We start from the raw sequence: 17,902 nt of genomic DNA on the forward strand, positions 1-17,902 counted from the left end.
ATCCTATGATTCCATCGTCTTGTCTCAGACGCGGGACTCTTGTACTTGTTTCTAGCCATCCTTCTCAGCCACAGGAGATCATTTCTCTCTTAATTCCTGGGGTTCACAGGCAGTGAATATATCAAATAATCAAATATAAAATTTGTAACTGTTACACTTCCTGTGATATATTTGAAGAAGCGCCTGTATCTAAAAAGGAGGAAAAAGAATGAGTCATTCCAGTAAGATGGATAAGGAGTCGAACACACAGGAAACCGTTCACGCTAAATTATCAGATAAATCACTCAGCCATCCCATCACTCCACAACTCTGGTTCAACACGGAATCAAGAGAAGCTGCCGACTTTTACTGCTCCATCTTCCCCGATTCAAAAATATTGAACAAAACCACCTTACCCCATAATCTGGAACATATTTCGTTTACCATCTGGGGGCATCCATTCCATGCTATCTTCACAGAGCCGATCGCTAGTTTTAATTCATCTATCTCTTTTATGGTTAATTTTGACCCCTCCCGTGATCAGCATGCCAAAGAGAAGCTAAGCGAAGTATGGAATCAGTTATCCATCGGCGGTACAGCACTTATGCCATTGGATAAATACCCCTTCAGCGAATGGTATGGCTGGATTGAGGATAAGTACGGTGTCTCGTGGCAACTCATGTTGACGAATCCAGAGGGAGAATCACGCCCCACCATTATCCCCTCCTTCCTGTTCGTAAGAGAAAATTGTGGCAAGGCGGAAGAAGCTCGTGCCTTTTATCTGTCCGTTTTCCGCCATGCGAAAGCGGGTTCTCTTCTGCGCTATCCCGCAGGACAAGAACCCGAAAAAGAGGGGACCATCATGTTCTCTGACTTTATGCTGGAGAACACGTGGTTTGTGGCATTAGATAGTGCGCTAGATCACCGCTTCAACTTCAACGAGGCGACTTCGCTCAAGATCTTTTGCGACACACAAGAGGAAATCGACTACTATTGGGAACAGCTTTCCGCTGTGCCTGAAGCCGGACAATGCGGTTGGCTTAAAGACCCATACGGCATCTCGTGGCAAATCTTACCTGCTTCTCTAGACAAAATGCTCACTCATGGTACCCCGGAGCAACGTGCTCGCGTAACACAATCCTACTTACCAATGAAGAAGTTGGATATCGAAACGTTAGAAAGAGCTTTCAACGAAGATCCTTCTTCCTGACGACTACTCTTCGTCAGGACGTATACTCTCTTAGCTCCTCCGTTTCTACTTCATCGCGGTCCCATCTCGTGAGATAGACACAATTTCCTGCCTAAGTCTAGTCATCCCCTCGCCGTCAACCCCACTACGTCAAAAGTCGTAGTGGGGTTCCCTTCCTCACACCGATGTGCCATGCAAAAAAAGCCCCTACAATAGAAGCAAGAGAAAACATAAGGGGCTATCGCAATGAAAAAACCGTTCATACTACCCATTCTCGCTGGGGTTACCGCTTCTGTACTAGGTGGATTTAGCTTCTTATTCTTAAAAATCATTGTTGAGCTAAATGTAGCTAGCGAACTGCAAGTCTTGTCCATTCGATTCACCATTGCTTTTATCGTGATGACCATTCTTCTCTTATCCGGGCTTATTAAGGTAAATTATCGGAGGAAACCCTTGTTGCCTTTGCTTCTCATTACACTCTTTCAACCTGTGTTCGCGTTTGGCTTTCAGATATATGGCTTATCCTACGTCACTACTAGCGAGGCAGGTATGATTACAGCGCTGGTACCCATTATGGTCCTACTCCTTGCTTCCATATGGTTGAAAGAGCACACAACTTGGTTGCAAAAAGGATCGGTCCTCTTATCTGTCAGTGGGGTGATCTTGATCAGTTTCATGAGAGGAGCGGAAAATAGTGTCCAATTGATCGGAATCACCCTGATCTTTTTATCTGCACTCTCCATGGCTCTTTACACCGTAAGTGCTCGCAAATATGCGAATCGACTCACTCCTATGGAGATTACCTATGCCATGTTAGGAATCGGTACGGTGCTATTTCACTTTATCGGGTGGATCTCCGGTGAGAAGGTAAACCTGACACTTTTCACTTATCCATCCTTCACGATATCCATTCTGTATTTGAGCATAGCGGCTTCGATCTTAACCTTTTTACTAACAAATTACGCTGTATCTCATCTAAAAGCTGCTCAAACAAGCGTATTTATGAACATTCTGACCATTGTTAGCGTTGTTGTTGGAGTATGGATTCTGGACGAGCCTTTTTATTTGTATCATGCTATAGGCAGTGTACTCATCATCTTGGGTGTGATCGGTGTCAACCTTCCAGAACAATATATAAAACATCTTATTATAAAGAAACCATATAGACTGTCAAAAGTAACGGGAGATGATTAATCAATGGATCAAAAAACTTACTTAGAGCGGATCGGTATAAACACACCTCTCGCGGGTGATGACTATGAAATTTTGAAACAGCTTTGTTTTGAGCATCAGATCCATATTCCTTTTGAGAATCTAGATGTCCTTCGCCACGTCCCCATTCGGCTTGATTTATCTGCGATTTACCAAAAGGTCATTTTAAACCAACGTGGTGGATTCTGTTATGAATTAAATGGTCTCTTTCATTGGCTCTTAAAAAGCCTTGGTTACGATGTCCAAATGATCGCTGCTACCGTCAGAAAAGGAGATGATGGATGGCAACGAGAGCATACTCACTTAAGTAACCTTGTAACCATTCAAAATCAGCGTTATTTAGTGGATGTCGGATTTGGGGATTCGGGAGGTATCCCTCTTCCCTTAACAGGAGAAGAAGTGACGCACCTAAGTAGTCGCTACCGCGTCAGAAAAGTGGATGAGGCATGTTATGATTTGCAAAAGTTCGTTGATGAAAGATGGAAAATACTCTTCCGCTTTCACACAATCAATCGCCCCTTTTCCTCCTTTGAAGAGGTCTGTCATTGGAATCAAACGAGTCCGGACTCTACCTTCACACAAAAAACCATTGTGACGCGCGCAACGGAAAAAGGGCGGATTACGCTAACAGAGACAGAATTAATCATTACCCAATACGGAGAGAAGAAAAAGCACGCATATGATGAACATGCTTTCTCTTCCTTACTACTCAAACATTTTGGTATTCAATTACATGATCGATGAGGATCAAGTACGGGGGTGAGCATGTTCATGAACCAGCTCACCCCAATCTTCCCGAACCGAACCATAAAGGCTGGGGACGCGTAAGCCTGCCTGCCTCATCAGAATTAGAATCTGTCCTCGATGATGAATTTCATGCTGGATGAGAATGCGCAATGTAAGACCATGAGCCCACTTCTCTCCATAGGGACTAGAAACTTCTCGAAGCCGTTCGTCAGTCCACGTGTTTTGAACTGCCTCTAGTGATGCCAAAGCCACTTGCTTATAAGCGTCTACTATTCGATTAGCCGATGAGGGAACCTCGCTATAGGCACCTGGAGGTGAAAACGATAAACCGGCACGCGTTAGCATCTCGTGAATCGTTGTGGGTAAATGCCATGCAATTTCCCCCAGTGTCCAACATTCCGGAGCAACTTTCTGTTTGAGAGAATCATCCGTTAATGCTTCAAGCACCGTGCTTGTTCTTTGGATTTCCCGATTCCATTCCGCGCAGAAATCAGCAATTTTTGTAAACAAAGCCTTTCCCCCTCAAGATCGCTCAAATAAAATAACTCCCCAATCCAATGCAAGGAGTAACCTTCTTTAACCGAAGGTAAATGCCTGTGGTGCGCTCCTTTTCATCTTTAAAGCTAAGGGGCCCCTGGGATAGATATAAAGGGTTCGTCTGCCTCCCAAACCACGATAAAACTTCTAGATAGGCAGAGCAAAACCCTCTCTTTCCCTCTAGCTCCTCTTCCTATAATCCCATGATCGTTTAGTTGATCAAATCCACATCATCTACCTGATAAGGGAAGCTTGTATTTCTTACTAGGTGTGATCACTAGGAGATTGCTCTTTTTATGATCCAGTAAGACCTTTGTCACTATGCGATCTTCTAAAAAACACTCATTTAAAGCATGAGTCATTCTTGTGGCTACCTGACTGGCCCGACCTTGTAGCAACCCAAGATGTTCATCATAAGATAAAAACACCGGGATAAGATTTGCTTGGAGGGTATAAAGTGAAAATAGAAAAGAAAATAGATACATTTCTGCATAATCCATGTGATGAGAAGGGATATTCCACAGGAATGTATCTTGCAAACGGACAGGGAGTCCAATACACATTCCTGCCAGAAGGCGTCCAATTTCAGATCGGTGAACTGTTCGAGTTGATGTTATCTTTCGTGGAACCGCGTGAAGGAGTTACTCCCCAAGGACGAGGGCAAAGAGAAGGAGCATATAATCAAGTTGTCTACGAAAGTGTGTGGCAAGGAATTGATGTCGTATTCTCTCGAGTCGAAGAGCAGTTAAAGTACGATGTGATTGTTCAACCAGGGGCCAACATCGAAGCGATTCGCTTTTATTACGAAGGTGGGCACGAGACAAAGCTGAATGAACAGGGAGAACTTGTCGTTTATAGCGCTACCGGTTGGTTAAAGGAGCAAAAGCCGGTCGGCTTTCAAGTGCAGGATGGTGAACAGCAGCAAGTACCCATTGATTTTACCGTGAATGCAAAAGGATGGATTGGATTTCGTGTGGACGAAACCTATGACAGAGAGCGCGAATTGATTATCGACCCATTGGTCCTCTTTTCCACCTACTTAGGTGGATCAGCCACTGATTTAGGTAACGCGATCGCAATCGATCCGTCGAGAAATGTGTACGTAACTGGCGGAACATCATCTGCTGACTTCCCGGTGACGACGGGTGCCTTTCGCACTCTTTTCACAGGATTTATGGAGCCTTTTGTGTCAAAAATCAATGCAAAGGGAACTTCGCTACTCTATTCCACGTACCTTGGGGGAAGTATTCCTGCAGGAGCATCCAACAGAGGAACAGGAATTGATGTGAATTCTTCAAATCAAGCCTATGTTACAGGTAGCACATTTGCCACGAACTTTCCCACGACCAGTGGAGCCTTTCAAACCGTGCAACCCGGAGGCACAAGTGGCTTTGTTACACGGTTAAATGAAACGGGCTCGAGCCTAATCTACTCTACCTATTTAGGTGGGAGTGCATCAGAGTTGGCTAGTGATCTCACGTTGGATGCCATTGGAAATGCCTATATTGTAGGAAATACAAGTTCTATGGATTTCCCCGTCTCTACTAGCGCTTTTCAAACCATGTTTCGTGGCACACAAGATGCCTTTCTTACGAAATTGAATGCGGATGGGAGCAATTTGATTTACTCTACCTTCCTGGGTGGGAATTCCTTCGATTCGGCAACTAGTGTTTCCCTAGATTCCTCTAATCAAGCCTATTTAACGGGGCAAACTGGTTCCACCAATTTCCCTACCACCAGTGGGGCTTTCCAGACTGTACTAGTTAGTGCGAGTGCCTTTGTCACCAAAGTAAGTATAAATGGTTCCTCTCTTCTCTATTCCACATTTCTTGGAGGGAATTCGATAGATAGAGGTGGGGGTATTGATGTCGATGCTTCGAATCGAGCGTATGTGACAGGTGACACCCAATCAACCAATTTCCCTACCACATTAGGAGCCTTTCAAACGATGTGTCTAGGAGTGGATCAATGTGGATTTGTGACAAAGCTCAATACCACTGGGACAGGATTAATCTATTCAACGTACCTAGGGGGGTTGGATTCAGACATAGGGAATGGTATCGGAGTCGACCCATTTGGTAATGCTTGGGTAACCGGGTTGACTTCTTCTACTGACTTTCCCGTCACACCGGATGCATTTGAACCGAACAATCGAGGAGGTAACGATGCTTTTATCTCTTTAGTAAGCCTCACAGGTTCAAATCTCATTTTCTCTTCCTACCTCGGAGGGAATGGAGACGAATTGGGAAATCGTGTAGTGGTGGATTCCACCAGCAGCGCGTACATCGTAGGATCGACTGATTCCACCAACTTTCCAACGACCCCTCGCGCGTTGCAGAGTATGGTCGCCGGTTTGCGTGATGTCTTTATTACCAAAGTAGGCAATCCCCAAGCCATTGGAGCGACCGGGGCAACCGGTTCCACAGGCGCGACCGGTCCACTGGGGGCAACGGGACCGGCAGGCCCAACAGGAGCGACAGGAGCACAAGGTCTGAGAGGGCGACGAGGACCACGAGGGCCACGAGGACCGCGTGGTATGGGTGGCGGGGAAATAGAAGGATAAAGAGACTCCATCCTGAGCAGGATTTATTCCTATGCGGATAACCCGGGAGAAGATACTTCCGGGCTTCTTCCTGTGTCGTCCACTCTCCACTATCTCTATGGACAGGCTTCACTACCATCTGCTTTTAATCTGCTTTTAATCTGCTTTTCATTCAAATCGCTCTTATCAGCCTCAGTCAACTTCGCCACGGATGATGCTATCCAGTCTTGTAGCTACCCATGATGTTCATCAAAGGATAAAAGCACCAGGTAATATTCGTTTGCTCCATCATCCAGCGAATGAGGTAGTGCAATTATTTGCCGAATCTTGATTGGAAAATGATCTACATGATGTGCTATGAGCTAATAGAGACGAGTATGGAGAGAGGATTTCTAATGTTTATGTAGAGAGATCAAATGACTTAAAAAGGAGTTGATCCTGCTTGATTCTGTATGTAATTAGGAACCAATTAGAAGTGAATACATAGAATAATAGAGAGGAGGTATTCACTTTTTATGAAACGGAGGATTAGCAAAAATGCCTAACGAGGAGATTAAGAGAAAGGTAAGAGCCAAACAACTTGGAGATAGAGTAGAAATCACACTAACAACGGGTGGAGCGCTTATTGCTGCTGGTGAGAGCATCGCCATTGAAGGGAATTTGGTAAGAGCCCAAGTAGAAAGTATATTTGACCCAGACGAACTCCGAACAGCGATAATCCCGATGGATAAAGTTGTATCCCTGGTTGATTTAGGTCCACTTAGCGAAGATGAGTAAGCTATGAACGTAAAAAAAGCCCCCCTCTAAAGGAGGGGGAGTAGATACTTACACTACCAGAAATCGTGCATAATGTTGAGCATCCAGCGATCAGGAAACCTCCTTGAAACATTTATTTGTTTGTACATAGCGTTTAGTAAAAAACCCTACTCGTTAAAAAGCGGTGGAAGTTCATCCTTCCTTCTGATGAGAGAGGATAGAGGATGAAATCGAGAAGGAGATTTTCATTTCATATTTCAGTAAAAAATGGTTTATTCCGTTGGAATAAGCATTTTTTGTACCTAGGTTGCTAGTAAATGAACGTGCCCATATCCAAGTGGATGTCTAAAACATAGGATAAAGTATCCTGATTCCATTTAAAGGAGGGGTATGGGATGGAAAGTACGCAGAAGGCTGATGGATTACAGTTCATAAGTAAAGAGCACAAGGGAACAAAGAAAATGTATGTTGCACACAGGAACGGCGTCCAGTACACATTTCTGCCCGAAGGCGTCCAATTTCAGATCGGTGAACCGTTCGCGTTGATGTTATCTTTCGTGGAACCGCGTGAAGGGGTTACTCCCCAAGGACGAGGGCAAAAAAAAGAAGCATTCGATCAAGTGGTCTACGAAAGTGTGTGGCAAGGAATTGATGTCGTATTCTCTCCGATGGGAGAACAGTTAAAGTATGATGTGATTGTTCAACCAGGTGCTAACATCGAAGCGATTCGCTTTTACTATAAAGGTGGGCAAGAGACAAGACTGAATGAACAAGGAGAGCTGGTCGTTTATAGCCCTACTGGTTGGTTAAAGGAACAAAAGCCGATCGGCTTTCAAGTGCAGGATGGCGAACAGTGGCAGGTACCCATTGATTTTACCGTGAATGCGAATGGGTGGATCGGATTTCATGTGGACGAAACCTATGACAGAGAGCGCGAATTGATTATCGATCCCTTGGTCCTCTTTTCTACTTATTTAGGCGGATCAGCTAATGATTTAGGCAATGCAATTGCGGTTGATCAATCGAGAAATGTGTACGTAACTGGGGGAACATCATCTGCCGACTTCCCAGTGACGACAGGTGCTTTTCGTACCCTTTTCACAGGCGCTTTAGAGCCTTTCGTGTCAAAATTCAATGCAAAGGGAACTTCGCTACTCTATTCTACGTACCTTGGTGGAAGTGTCTCTGTAGGGGTATCCAATTCAGGATTTGGGATTGATGTGGATTCTTCGAATCAAGCCTACATTACAGGACAAACAGGTGCCACGAACTTTCCCACGACCAGTGGAGCCTTTCAAACCATGCAACCTGGAGGCACAAGTGCCTTTGTTACAGGGTTAAATGAAGCAGGATCAAGTCTAATCTACTCTACCTATTTGGGTGGGAGTGCAACAGATCTTTCTATTGACCTCGCGTTGGATGCTATAGGAAATGCCTATATTGTTGGTTCAACGAATTCTACGAATTTCCCTACCTCTACTAACACTTTTCAGTCCATGCTTCAAGGTACACGAGATGCTTTTATTACGAAATTGACTGCAGATGGAAGTGATTTGATCTACTCTACCTTCCTGGGTGGTAATGGGAATTCTTCTAATGCAGCAAGAGGTGTTTCTCTTGATTCCTTTAACCAAGCCTACTTAACGGGATCAACTAATTCTACCAATTTCCCTACCACCAGTGGGGCCTTTCAGACTGTACTACCAGGGGGTACGAGTGCCTTTGTCACAAAAGTAAATACAGATGGAACTTCTCTGATTTACTCCACATTTCTGGGAGGAAGTTCACCAGACAATGGATTTGATATTGATGTAGATGCTTCGAATCGGGCTTATGTAACGGGTGACACTGATTCAACGAATTTCCCTACGACAGCAGGGGCCTTCCAAGTTACTGCTCCTGGTGTTCAAAGCTCTTTCGTCACAAAGCTTAATACGACGGGAACTGGCTTGCTTTATTCCACATATTTAGGTGGTAATGCGATTGAACAAGGAAATGGAATTGGAGTTGATCCTTTTGGCAATGCATGGGTAACAGGAGTGACTTCTTCTACTGACTTCCCCGTTTCCCCGGATGCATTTGAACCAAACAATCAAGGTATTGATGCTTATGTCTCTTTAGTAAGCCTCACTGGAGCAAATCTCATTTTCTCTTCCTACCTCGGAGGTGGAGGAAGCGATCAGGGAAATAGTGTAGTGGTGGATTCCTCCAGCAGCGCGTACATCGTAGGATCAACCACTTCAATTGATTTTCCAACGACCCCTGGCGCATTTCAGAGTATGAGAGCAGGTTCAGGTGCTGCCTTTACTACCAAAGTGGGCCACCCACAAGCCAGGGGAGCGACAGGGACAACCGGGTCCACAGGACCAACCGGTCCTCAGGGAGCAACGGGTCCGACCGGTCCCACAGGAGCGACAGGAGCACAAGGTCCGAGAGGGCGACGCGGTCCAAGAGGACCGAGAGGACCACGTGGTTTTGGTGGTGGGGAGATGGATGGATAGAGACACTCCATCCTGAACTTGATTTATGCTTATAAGGAAAACCCGGAAGAAGATACTTCCGGACTTTTCCTGTGTCGTTCACTCTCCACTGTCTTTATTCATCTTGATTTCCCTTTATGGCCATGTATACCTTTCAAGATTTATATATTCTATTTCACACAAATAACCCTATCGATGCAGTAGGGTTGCGGAAAGGTCAGATTTTTATCTCTCCGAGACGAACGAGATCAACGACAGCTTGAGACCGTCCTTTCACATTCAATTTTAGCATTACATTTGAGATGCGTATGGATGGAAAATATTCGTTAGGTGATATCATTTCCCCTCATTACTCATCTATAGGTGCCTGAAATCGCTAAATCAATTTCGATCATACGATTAAGATGGACGACTATCGTGTCATACCAATATAGAAGGAGCAACCACCTCCATAAGTTGGACGTGATTACTCCTTTCTTCTCTCCTCTGTTAGTCACCTCTGTATTTTAAAAACATGTGATTCTACTTCCGATCCGCGTTCATTAACCGCTACCACGTATCCATCAGCTGTAATGGCAATGTCTGCGTTATGCCCATATCTTTTATCGGTTAAATTTCCTTTTGAATTGAACCACTCAACAGAAGTTCCATTCAATTTTCCAATTTTATAATCCAGCCGATTCCCACCCCAGGAAGTGTTATTAAACAGTTCCACGACTAAATCGTCATGTAGAGCAATCGCAGAGTATGTACGGTCGTTTACGGAACCACTTCTTTGTCTGCTCCAAACCACTCTACTACTTCCCATTTTCCCAATATTATAATACTCATTCCCTTGGTGCGCTTCAATCACAATGCCATCGTCTGTCATAGCGACAGATGGTAGACTTGAATTGATAGGAAAAATTTCAGCATGTGGACTCCAATTTTGTATTTGATTACTTTTATACTGAGCCACCTGATAATACAACTTGGAACTGTTCTCATGCACTGTGATTACTTTTCCTTCACTAGAAATATCAAGACTTGGATTCGTCCCTGTTCCATATTTGATCCCGCTGGACCAATTTACAGAGGAAGCTCCCACTCTTCCGATACTGTAGTAAAGATCGCCTTCATTTGAATAGACAACAGCTAAATTTCCGTCATTGGTTAAAACGAGGTCCGGATTCTCACCTGGGGATACAGATCTTAACGGTCTCATTGCTCCCCACTTGATGTCTCCCGTATCCTTATTCAGTCTCCCTATGCTATTAAACAGTCGACCATCCTGTTCAAATACAACATAGACTGATCCATCGTCCTTCACTGCTACACTGGGTGCATTTGCTCTACTCATTATGGGATCCCCATGACCAGAAGAAATATTTACTAATGTCGGGTTTGTCTCAGCAAATACTTGCCCCGTGGTAGGTACAGATAATATCATCATAACAGCAAAAAAATAAGTGCTCATTTTCATCCATGCATTGTTTACTATCATAAAAATCACTCCTTTTTTATAATTTCATCTATAAAGATATCATATAAACTAACTGAATTATAGTATATTTTTAATGCAGAATATTAAAACTTTATATTTAAATGTTGAACTGAAAATTGCATGTACATCGCATGAGTGGAAATGAAAAGACATCCAACTAAGTGAGATGGATGTCCTAAGAAGAGTGATTTATGTTGTTTAATTGCTATCTACTAGTAATGTTACGGATAGAGAAAGATAGTTGGTGATTCTTATATTTTTCAAACTTTATAGTATCCACAATATATCCCCTCAAGCCATCAAACTATTTACTGTAGCCCCATCCTATGTCATAGCTGATAAACAAAGCCCATTAGGTGTGTCCCAGTCGGTTTTTCGCTTGTTGTACCAAAGAATAAAGTTGTATACACTGGAGACAAGAGTATAAAACAATGGTTATTGGAGGGATAAATGTGAGCATCAAAAAATCTGAGCTATACAGGTTGATTGATCGTCTGCGCGAACAGGATACGAAAAGCGCCTATGACTTTCTCCGGTATTTAATCGACAAGCAACAGAATCCTTACCACCACATTGACCAATTAGAACCGGACAATACTCCATTCAATCAAGAAGAAAAAGAACAGTTAGACAGTCAGGATGAGGCGACCGTTACTTTGGAGGATTTAAAGCGTGAGCTCAAGCTATCAGATTGAGTTAAAGCGTCCAACCACTAAATTCTTGGCAAAACAAGATCGTCCCTCACAGATACGGATTCTTCAAGCTTTAAAAGGACTAGAGAAGGTCCACCTGAAGGAGACATTAAGCCGATGAAAGGACATACCGGTCTCTATCGCCTGCGGATAGATATATATAGAGCGATTTACGAGGTTCACCATTCAGAGAAAATAGTCTATGTAAGAGCAATTGGAAATCGTGGAGATATCTATAAAGGATAAGCAACCCTATTAGGTTTACTCTATAGTCGATTTTTCTTCGTTACCCAGTGTATATGTATACTCGGAACGCGCCTTACGCATCTTGCGCATGACTGCGTTGTGTCTTAAAATGTTCATTCTAATCACTGATCCTCATTCCTTGAAACATCATATCGCGTGATTTTATTATCTAATATTTAAGAATTATTAATCTGTAAAACAATTCGAGGTCAATTCATGTTTGACCTCGAATTGTTTTTGTTTTCCGCGTTCTACCTAATACCAACGTTTTTATGATGGATCTGAAACTTGGATAATTACTTTTCCTTTAGCACGCTTTGTCTCCACATATTCAAGCCCTGCTTGAGCATCCTCCAAATTGAACGTACGATCAATTTGTGGTTTAATCACTCCGTCCTCAACGAGTTTCGTAATCTTCTCCATTTGTTTACCGTTTGGTTGCATGGCTAAGAATTGGTAACTGTTGTCGTTTTGCTTTGCGAGCTTACGCATCTTTCTAGAACCGAGTGAAATGAACAGGCGCATGATGACCCCGAGGTCAAACACATCAGCTAGTTCCTTGGTCACAGGTCCGGCAACGGAGACAATTTTACCACCTGTTCTGAGGACTTGGAATGATCGCTCAAGGGATTCCCCTCCAAGGGTATCTAACACAGCATCATAGTTTGATATAACCTCTTCAAACTTCTCCTTTTTGTAGTTAATAATGAGGTCTGCTCCCATTTCTTTTGCCAAATCTGCACCGGCATCACTTGTGGTCGTTGCTACATAGGCACCGATATGCTTAGCCAGTTGTATTGCAAATGTGCCTACCCCTCCTGAACCCGCATGAATAAGGATTTTTTGCCCTTTTTTTAGTTGAAGGACATCGTATAATGCCTGCCATGCGGTAAGGCCCACTAACGGAAGCGAAGTAGCTTCTTCCAATGTTAGGTTTTTGGGTACTAACGCAATCTCATTTTGATCCACAGCAATATATTCTGCAAATGTTCCTTTAAGCGGGTGTGGGCGCCCATACACACGATCCCCTTCTTTAAATCGCGAGACCTTCTTACCTGTTTGAATAACGGTTCCGGAAAAATCATTTCCGAGTGTCAGCGGGAAGGTATGTTTGACAGTCAGACGAAATTTTCCGTCCCTGAACAAAGAATCCACCGGGTTTACACTGGCGGCATGAATTTGTACTAAGACCTCGTCATCTTGTATAGTAGGTGTAGGTAGCTCTGATAAACTTAACTTTTGGTCTGAACCGTATTTTTCTACTGTCATGGCTTTCATGGTGTACATCACTGCACCTTTCATTTCCTTATTTTTACTAACATGTCGATTAATCGAACTTAGAAAGTGTTTTTCGTTCGCTCTGCTTTTACCTTGTTAAATATGATTGCCTTTGTCGAAAATAGCTTGCCCACCAAAAATGTAATTCACAACAAAGCAAAAGCGCATGAAGGAGAGATAATTGCTTTTATAGATGGTAAAATAATGAAAATACACATTACTAATCGTTTTCTTATGCATGTGCGATACTTCAAGACTACGCTATAATTAAATAGTTGTCAAATGATAGTTGTATTTTGATAACGTTAATACTATAATGAAAGTGTGAGGTGGTTATGATGGATCTCCAAACCATCTTTAATAACTACTTAAAGCTTGTGAATGCTGTTAATCTATTTTCAGGTGATATTACACGTGGAATCGAATATGATATGACGCCTAGTCAATTTAGTCTGCTCGAATATGTAAAGATGAATCAACCGGTTATGGTGACTCAACTTTGTCATTGTTTAGATATGTCTTTACCGAATGCAAGTCGTGAGCTAAAAAAGATACAAGATAAAGGGCTTATCGAAAAGAAAACCTCACAAGAAGATCGAAGAAAAGTATATATTCACCTGTCTCAAGCAGGAGAAACATTTATGGAGAATTACCTCACACATGTGAAAAGCAATTTTCTTCGGCATATTGAAGGTGTTCCTGAGAAAGAACTAACCAAGATCAACGAAGCGATGGAAATCTTACAGTACAGTTTTTACTGTAAAAATCATCATTCAAAATAAGGAGGGTACTAAATGAGTACCTTAGCTGAAACTTTAGAACAAGCTGTAGCTCAAAGTATGAGTAAAATACCGAAAGAAGTCTTAGAAGTCATGAAACGTGCCACATACGAGTTAGCCGATTCAGACATGGGAAAAGGGTTAAATGTAGGGGACTCTGCACCTGATTTCACGTTGAAAAATGCAATAGGTAAAGAAGTCTCCCTATCCGATAAGTTAAAAAACGGACCTGTTGTTCTCGTTTTTTATCGTGGAGAATGGTGTCCTTACTGCAATCTAGAATTGAAAGCCTATCAAGATTTAGCACCTGAATTTAAGGAAAAAGGTGTAGAAGTCATTGCCATTAGTCCTGAAACGCCAGATCACACGGTATCTATCCAACAAAAACATGATTTAACTTATGAAGTATTAAGTGATCCAACCAAGCAAGTGATCAAAGATTATCAATTACTGTTTGATCTACCAGACTATCTGATTGAAGTATACGAGAAGTTTGGTATCGACTTAACTCAATTTAATGCGAAAGAAGACGCATGGAGCCTTCCTGTACCTGCGACATTCGTGATTAATCAAGAAGGTAAAGTAGAGTACGTAGAAGCAAACCCAGACTATACAAAACGGATGGAACCGAAAGAAGCACTTGAAAAAGCAGTTAAGTAAAATAGCATAAATAACAAAGCTAGCGCTTCAATATATTGAGGCACTAGCTTTGTTGTCTTGCAAATATTAGAGGTTTTCTAGTCTATTTTGGTTACTCCAATTTGTAATTCAGGCATTATTATGCATTTTTTCGTTCAACATCCATTTTGGGTATGGGCAGATTCATACCACTATCTCATTCGCCAATGACTAGGGTCATAGAGAAAGTTTGTTATTGCTTTGTCCAGTTTCAATTCCTTATAGGTACATCCTAAACCCTATTAATCCCCGTCAAATCAGCAATATACTATTTCATTGTATATGAATCTCACTACTCTATCAAATCACAAGAACCAGCTACAATCAACGTTTCACCTTCCCCTCACTGAAATAACATTACATAACATGTCGTCGATCCCTCGAAGTTACAACGCTACTGTAAATCGACGACAAATCGAACACTTGAACCCTCCCCTTTATTTGTATCCAGTTGAGGAGAGAATCACTTAACAAAAAGAGACGGGTGCATCAACACCCGCCCCGTATATTATGAGATACTCGGATAGCCATCTAGCGGATGGTTACCTCATAATCCATGTCACAGTGTAACCCGCCTCAAGCCCTATCCGATTATCTCACTTGAATTGTATTATAAATCCGAATAATAGAGAGTTATGTTGCCTCGCAAAGGATCGGAATCAATCCGTTCGTAAAATCATTAACCCCCTTCTCGCCATATATCCCTTTTCCTCTATTATATATTTCTATTTCATACAAAAAACCCTACCGATGCAGTAGGGTTTGTCGCGGAAAAGGTCAGATTTTTAGCTCTCCGAGACGAACGAGATCAACGACAGCTTGAGACCGTCCTTTCACATTCAATTTTTGCATTACATTTGTAATGCGTACCTTTTGCAAACGGGCTACGACTTAGAATTCGGCGCTTTAATGGTCAGATGGATATCTATTGTCTTATCTGGATGTATCACAATGGATTCGATAATCGTCTTTAATGCGTTATGAAGATCTTGATTCTGATTTGTTATCGCCTCAAACGCTTGCCTGACATTTTCGATCTTCTCCGCTGAATGCTCCTTCTTCTGAAGAACAATTAGATTGTTCTCTGCCTCTCTAGTCTGAGCATCAATTTCCTTTCTCTTTTCTTCAAACTCGGCCTTATCAATTAGTCCATCCAGAAATAAATCAAGTAGTCCTTTCTTTCTCTTCTCTAACTGCCCAACCAGTTTATTTAAATCAAAAACCTCCTTTTCCTTCTTTTCCTCGAAATGACTATCAAAGTTGAATGAAGAGATTCCGCCTCCATCTTTAATTAATTGCTCCAGGACAAACTCTCGTAATTCTTCGTATGTGATTGGTTCATGATTCACACATCCATATTCCCCGGCCCTTCGTCTCTGACTGCACTTCAAGTATTTCCAGCTCTTTTTAGAACCGTCTACATGTTTTCTCCATGTTTGTGAGACCACCATACTCGATCCGCACACACTGCATTTCATCAGACCTCGAAACTCATTCCAAGGAGTTATCCTCCTCTTTGAATGCTTAATCTCTTTTTTATTCGCCTGGTCCCACTCCTCCCTTGAGACAATCGCAGGATGATGATCCCTAAAATGAACCCATTTATCTTCAGGGTTTTGAATCTGTTTCTTTTTCCCGCCAACTTTTATAGTTGCATGTTTGTTCATCACGAAGTCTCCGCAATAAATGGGATTGCGAATGAGGCGCTGTACAGAAGTTACTTGCCACTTACTCTTCATTTTTGGCTTGTAACCACGAGCATTTAACTCTAATGTAATCTTCTTAAACCCCAAGCCTTGGTTGTACCAAGCATAAATTTGACGAACCACATCCGCTTCCTCTGGATGCAGACCTAGAAGCCCTTCTTTTTTCTCGTATCCATAAGGCGTTTTCCCTATATGTTCTCCACGTCTCACCTTAGCTGCCAAAGCTGCTGAAATACCCGCTGACAAGGTACGGCTATATTGTGCAGAGAAAAGCGACCACAGCTCAAAAGCCATATCATTTTTCCCTGCCTTGTTCGAGTCGTAGCCCTCTTCTACAGAGATAATGCGAACGTTGTGAGAGATGAATACTTCACGTATTTCTAATGAATCCTTCAAGTCCCTCGCTAAACGGCTAATAGATTTAAAAACAACTGTATCGATTTCTTTTTGCTTCGCTTTTCCCAACAGTAACTGTATAGCCGGGCGATCAAGTAACAGCGTCCCGCTTATCCCTTCGTCCTTATATACATTGCTCTCATTCCATTCAAACTCATTGCGTTCAAGCCAATTTCTGCATATGTCTATTTGGTTTTCGACAGAGGATACTTGCTCATCCCTATCAGTTGATACCCGGACATAAACACCGTAGTTAGTAGTCATATTATCCTCCGTTTGCAAATGGTACACTTAGTTTATTTTGTACCATATCAGCGGGAAGATCAACTGAAAATACTACATACTTTCACAAATCGTCACTGTCCTTCTCTTTATACAATTCCTCTAGTGGCACGCCCAATAGCTTAGATAGTTTGTACAAGTAGGGAAGCGAAGGATAGTTCGATCCGTTTTCCCAACGCGAAAACATTGAATTGGTAACCCCTAATTGTTCAGCTACCCAACTAGCCATAATCCCCTTCTTTTTACGGATTTCTTTTATCTTCGGTACATAATCTAATTTCCCCATATCCTCACCTATAGTCATTATTCTCTTATAAATGGACAAAACCTTTGATCTAATAAGGTAAAATTATTTATCTAATTAGGTAAATTGTCCAAGCTTAGGCGCATATCATGGTATGACCAAGGGATGAAAAAAGATTGTCCCACAAGTGAAATTCATCCCTTGGTCATACTAAGGTATCAACATCAGAGGAGCGAGCATCATGATATTGGGCATCGATGGTGGGAACGAGCGGGTAAAGGTGTATGGCGGGAGTACGGGATACGACTCCTTCCTCGCCGATATTGGGGAGTATCGCGAACTGAAGCTGAAAAACCAACACGGCGAGGATGACATGGTGTGGGAGTATGAAGGGAAGAAGGGATTTGCAGGAAGCCTCGCTCGATGGGAGTCAGAACTGGGCGGATCAACGAAAGGCGGAACGAAGGCGCATTTTGATGGGAAGATGAGGATTTTGTTCGCGGTGCACAGGTGGTTCAATCGTGCGATCGGCAATTCGGTTCGGATCGTAGTTGGTCAGCCGATCGAGCGTCACACAGATGAGGAAAAGAAGAAAATCATCGAGATGCTTCAAGGGTGGCATGAGCTGACCATCAACGGAAAGAAGAAAAAGTTCCACATCAGCGAGGTACGTGTC

16 protein-coding genes and 2 pseudogenes are annotated in these 17,902 nt (G+C 42.6%); 11 read left to right on the forward strand and 7 right to left on the reverse strand.

All coding sequences use genetic code 11. The annotated features are described in order from the left end of the window. The first annotated feature begins 208 nt into the window (after window positions 1-208). From AC6RGY_RS07625 to AC6RGY_RS07635, 3 genes are all read left to right on the forward strand, one after another. Window positions 209-1,189, forward strand: coding sequence for a VOC family protein (locus AC6RGY_RS07625; protein ID WP_499861363.1), 981 nt, complete (start codon window positions 209-211; stop codon window positions 1,187-1,189). Window positions 1,190-1,414: 225 nt separating this feature from the next. Then, a complete protein-coding gene (locus tag AC6RGY_RS07630) occupies window positions 1,415-2,362 on the forward strand; it encodes a DMT family transporter (RefSeq protein WP_499861366.1) in 948 nt (315 codons plus the stop codon). A 3-nt stretch (window positions 2,363-2,365) separates the two neighbouring features. After that, window positions 2,366-3,124, forward strand: a complete 759-nt coding sequence (locus AC6RGY_RS07635) for an arylamine N-acetyltransferase family protein (protein WP_499861368.1) — start codon at window positions 2,366-2,368, stop codon at window positions 3,122-3,124. Between the two features lie 3 nt (window positions 3,125-3,127). On the opposite strand, the gene AC6RGY_RS07640 is transcribed toward AC6RGY_RS07635, so the two are convergent. Beyond that, window positions 3,128-3,637 (reverse strand): DinB family protein, encoded by a 510-nt coding sequence (locus AC6RGY_RS07640; protein WP_499861370.1) that lies wholly within the window; start codon window positions 3,635-3,637, stop codon window positions 3,128-3,130. A gap of 484 nt (window positions 3,638-4,121) precedes the next feature. On the opposite strand from AC6RGY_RS07640, the gene AC6RGY_RS07645 reads away from it, so the two are divergent. The 3 genes from AC6RGY_RS07645 to AC6RGY_RS07655 all read left to right on the forward strand — a co-directional run bounded on the left by AC6RGY_RS07645 (window position 4,122) and on the right by AC6RGY_RS07655 (window position 9,463). Next, on the forward strand, window positions 4,122-6,227 hold the full coding sequence (locus AC6RGY_RS07645) for an SBBP repeat-containing protein (protein WP_499861372.1): 2,106 nt from the start codon (window positions 4,122-4,124) through the stop codon (window positions 6,225-6,227). Window positions 6,228-6,743: 516 nt separating this feature from the next. Then, window positions 6,744-6,983, forward strand: a complete 240-nt coding sequence (locus AC6RGY_RS07650) for a hypothetical protein (RefSeq protein ID WP_499861374.1) — start codon at window positions 6,744-6,746, stop codon at window positions 6,981-6,983. A gap of 374 nt (window positions 6,984-7,357) precedes the next feature. Then, on the forward strand, window positions 7,358-9,463 hold the full coding sequence (locus AC6RGY_RS07655) for an SBBP repeat-containing protein (protein WP_499861376.1): 2,106 nt from the start codon (window positions 7,358-7,360) through the stop codon (window positions 9,461-9,463). A gap of 196 nt (window positions 9,464-9,659) precedes the next feature. Here AC6RGY_RS07655 and AC6RGY_RS07660 read toward each other — a convergent pair. Beyond that, window positions 9,660-9,746 (reverse strand): annotated as a pseudogene (locus tag AC6RGY_RS07660) (helix-turn-helix domain-containing protein); the annotation flags it as partial. A gap of 189 nt (window positions 9,747-9,935) precedes the next feature. Then, on the reverse strand, window positions 9,936-10,925 hold the full coding sequence (locus AC6RGY_RS07665; protein WP_499861378.1) for a hypothetical protein: 990 nt from the start codon (window positions 10,923-10,925) through the stop codon (window positions 9,936-9,938). A 452-nt stretch (window positions 10,926-11,377) separates the two neighbouring features. Between AC6RGY_RS07665 and AC6RGY_RS07670 the strand changes: the two genes are divergently transcribed. Next, complete coding sequence (locus AC6RGY_RS07670; RefSeq protein ID WP_499861380.1) at window positions 11,378-11,620, forward strand: hypothetical protein; 243 nt, start codon at window positions 11,378-11,380, stop codon at window positions 11,618-11,620. 105 nt (window positions 11,621-11,725) lie between these two features. Next, complete coding sequence (locus AC6RGY_RS07675; RefSeq protein WP_499861487.1) at window positions 11,726-11,863, forward strand: type II toxin-antitoxin system RelE family toxin; 138 nt, start codon at window positions 11,726-11,728, stop codon at window positions 11,861-11,863. A gap of 270 nt (window positions 11,864-12,133) precedes the next feature. On the opposite strand, the gene AC6RGY_RS07680 is transcribed toward AC6RGY_RS07675, so the two are convergent. After that, entirely contained in the window at window positions 12,134-13,141 is a 1,008-nt protein-coding gene (locus AC6RGY_RS07680) for an NADP-dependent oxidoreductase (protein WP_499861488.1), read from the reverse strand. A gap of 338 nt (window positions 13,142-13,479) precedes the next feature. Between AC6RGY_RS07680 and AC6RGY_RS07685 the strand changes: the two genes are divergently transcribed. Both AC6RGY_RS07685 and AC6RGY_RS07690 read left to right on the forward strand, forming a co-directional pair. Then, window positions 13,480-13,923: a MarR family winged helix-turn-helix transcriptional regulator gene (locus tag AC6RGY_RS07685; protein ID WP_499861382.1), complete on the forward strand. Its 444-nt coding sequence runs from the start codon at window positions 13,480-13,482 to the stop codon at window positions 13,921-13,923. Between the two features lie 12 nt (window positions 13,924-13,935). Continuing rightward, window positions 13,936-14,580 (forward strand): peroxiredoxin-like family protein, encoded by a 645-nt coding sequence (locus AC6RGY_RS07690; RefSeq protein ID WP_499861384.1) that lies wholly within the window; start codon window positions 13,936-13,938, stop codon window positions 14,578-14,580. Between the two features lie 795 nt (window positions 14,581-15,375). Here the strand turns inward: AC6RGY_RS07690 and AC6RGY_RS07695 are convergent. The 3 genes and pseudogenes from AC6RGY_RS07695 to AC6RGY_RS07705 all read right to left on the reverse strand — a co-directional run. Next, window positions 15,376-15,462 (reverse strand): annotated as a pseudogene (locus AC6RGY_RS07695) (helix-turn-helix domain-containing protein); the annotation flags it as partial. Window positions 15,463-15,482: 20 nt separating this feature from the next. Then, window positions 15,483-16,964, reverse strand: a complete 1,482-nt coding sequence (locus AC6RGY_RS07700; RefSeq protein WP_499861386.1) for a recombinase family protein — start codon at window positions 16,962-16,964, stop codon at window positions 15,483-15,485. A gap of 82 nt (window positions 16,965-17,046) precedes the next feature. Then, complete coding sequence (locus AC6RGY_RS07705; RefSeq protein WP_499861388.1) at window positions 17,047-17,268, reverse strand: helix-turn-helix domain-containing protein; 222 nt, start codon at window positions 17,266-17,268, stop codon at window positions 17,047-17,049. 199 nt (window positions 17,269-17,467) lie between these two features. Here AC6RGY_RS07705 and AC6RGY_RS07710 point away from each other — a divergent pair. After that, the coding region (locus tag AC6RGY_RS07710; RefSeq protein ID WP_499861390.1) for a ParM/StbA family protein at window positions 17,468-17,902 on the forward strand (435 nt) is incomplete at its 3' end.

This window comes from Mechercharimyces mesophilus, from assembly GCF_059818345.1.

Excerpts from the sequence above, each read along its gene's own strand:
- AC6RGY_RS07625 (WP_499861363.1), top strand. The coding sequence starts at position 209 with ATGAGTCATTCCAGTAAGATGGATAAGGAGTCGAACACACAGGAAACC.
- AC6RGY_RS07630 (WP_499861366.1), top strand. The coding sequence starts at position 1,415 with ATGAAAAAACCGTTCATACTACCCATTCTCGCTGGGGTTACCGCTTCT.
- AC6RGY_RS07635 (WP_499861368.1), top strand. The coding sequence starts at position 2,366 with ATGGATCAAAAAACTTACTTAGAGCGGATCGGTATAAACACACCTCTC.
- AC6RGY_RS07650 (WP_499861374.1), top strand. The coding sequence starts at position 6,744 with ATGCCTAACGAGGAGATTAAGAGAAAGGTAAGAGCCAAACAACTTGGA.
- AC6RGY_RS07655 (WP_499861376.1), top strand. The coding sequence starts at position 7,358 with ATGGAAAGTACGCAGAAGGCTGATGGATTACAGTTCATAAGTAAAGAG.
- AC6RGY_RS07665 (WP_499861378.1), bottom strand. The coding sequence starts at position 10,925 with ATGATAGTAAACAATGCATGGATGAAAATGAGCACTTATTTTTTTGCT.
- AC6RGY_RS07680 (WP_499861488.1), bottom strand. The coding sequence starts at position 13,141 with ATGAAAGCCATGACAGTAGAAAAATACGGTTCAGACCAAAAGTTAAGT.
- AC6RGY_RS07685 (WP_499861382.1), top strand. The coding sequence starts at position 13,480 with ATGGATCTCCAAACCATCTTTAATAACTACTTAAAGCTTGTGAATGCT.
- AC6RGY_RS07690 (WP_499861384.1), top strand. The coding sequence starts at position 13,936 with ATGAGTACCTTAGCTGAAACTTTAGAACAAGCTGTAGCTCAAAGTATG.
- AC6RGY_RS07700 (WP_499861386.1), bottom strand. The coding sequence starts at position 16,964 with ATGACTACTAACTACGGTGTTTATGTCCGGGTATCAACTGATAGGGAT.
- AC6RGY_RS07705 (WP_499861388.1), bottom strand. The coding sequence starts at position 17,268 with ATGGGGAAATTAGATTATGTACCGAAGATAAAAGAAATCCGTAAAAAG.